Source organism: Pseudomonas sp. FSL R10-1350 (genome assembly GCF_009600525.1).
In the GTDB taxonomy this organism is placed as follows: Bacteria; Pseudomonadota; Gammaproteobacteria; order Pseudomonadales; family Pseudomonadaceae; genus Aquipseudomonas; species Aquipseudomonas helleri.
In genome coordinates, this window is record NZ_WIVR01000153.1 from 1 (window position 1) to 1423 (window position 1423).

Below are 1423 nucleotides of genomic sequence, written 5' to 3' on the forward strand. Positions count from 1 at the left end.
TGTAATTACATGGACTCGCCCAAGCCGAGGCGTCTGTGCGCCACGGTGGCATTCTATTAGAAGCCAACGACAGCGAGGGCGAGTCCATGAAAAAGAATACGACGACCAATCAGTACGTGCCAACCGATGTTTTGAAATGCACCGTCATTGCCGTAGACCTGGCTAAAAGGGTCTTCCAGGTGGCTGGTCAGGATGCTGCTGGCCTTACGGTGTATGAGGAACGCATCAATTCGCGTGAGTCCTTTCATGCATTTCTTCGTAAGCTGCCAACAAGCATAACCGTGCTGGTGGAGACCGGGCCGGGGGCTCAGGCATGGGCGCAACTGCTGAAAACTCAAGGCAATCCTGTCCGGATATTGCCAGCCCAGCATGTCGCCAATCACCGCAGCGGCCCAAAGAACGATCGTAACGATGCACTGGCCATATTGCGCGCAGGCAGAGATACCAGCATCTCGTCGGTACCGGTCAAGAGTGCTGCAGCCTTGGCTATGCAAGCTCTGCATCGTGTTCGGCAAGGTTACGTGCGCCGTCGCACGGCAATGAGTAATCAGATGCGCGGTTTACTGTTGGAACACGGTCTTGCCATGGCGCAGGGCGATTCCGCGTTTAGCCAAGGCATCCCCCGCATTCTGGAAGATGCCACTCAGCCATTGCCTGACATGTTGCGCGAATTAATTGATGAGTTACTGGGCGAATGGAGTCAGTTGGGCGAGCGTATCAACGTGCTGACCGGTCGACTGGAAACAGCTGCAAAAAATGACGAAACAGCCAAGCGGCTGATGACCGTACGCGGTATCGGTCCGATTATTTCTACAGCAGTGATCGCTAAACAAACCGAGCCTGAGCGCTTCGCCAACGCGCGGCAGTTCGCTGCTTACTTTGGATTGGTGCCCAAGCAGAACAGTAGCGGAGAAAAAGTCCGATTGGGCAAGATGAGCAAGCATGGCGATGCCTACTTGCGAAGCTTGGCGATTCAGGGCGCTCACGCGGTGTTGAGGCAGGTGAAAGCTAATTCAGAGGATCCAGATGACCGGCGATTGCAACGCTGGGTGTCCAGGTTGGGCCGTAAAGAGGCGGCCGTCCGGTTAGCCAACCGCAACTTGCGCATCATCTGGGTGCTGTTACAAAACGACCAAACTTATCGCCGCCAAGTGAACAATGACCTGGAGAAAGCGATGAGCTAAGGATCCAAAGAGTTCTGCCACCGGGGTGTAAACCGCTCCAACCCATGCTTAAGAACATTGATCACAGGTCAGACCGTCGCGAATTTATGCCTGCGCTCCTACCGGCCCTTGAGGCCTAACTGTAATTGGCATATCGCGAGCTCATAAAATGTTGGCCAGAAGCCGATTATGGCTTCCTAGAATAGGCCTTATACATAGATGCAGCCGGGTGTCAGTGGGCAAAAGCGGGTTGACAGTGG

General features: G+C 54.4%; 1 protein-coding gene. It reads left to right on the plus strand.

Going from position 1 to position 1423, the window contains the following annotated elements:
• Positions 1 to 86: 86 nt before the first annotated feature.
• Positions 87 to 1184 (plus strand): IS110 family transposase, encoded by a 1098-nt coding sequence (locus GHO25_RS25570; protein WP_048373599.1) that lies wholly within the window; start codon positions 87 to 89, stop codon positions 1182 to 1184.
• The last annotated feature ends 239 nt before the right edge of the window (positions 1185 to 1423 follow it).

Excerpts from the sequence above, each read along its gene's own strand:
- GHO25_RS25570 (WP_048373599.1), top strand. The coding sequence starts at position 87 with ATGAAAAAGAATACGACGACCAATCAGTACGTGCCAACCGATGTTTTG.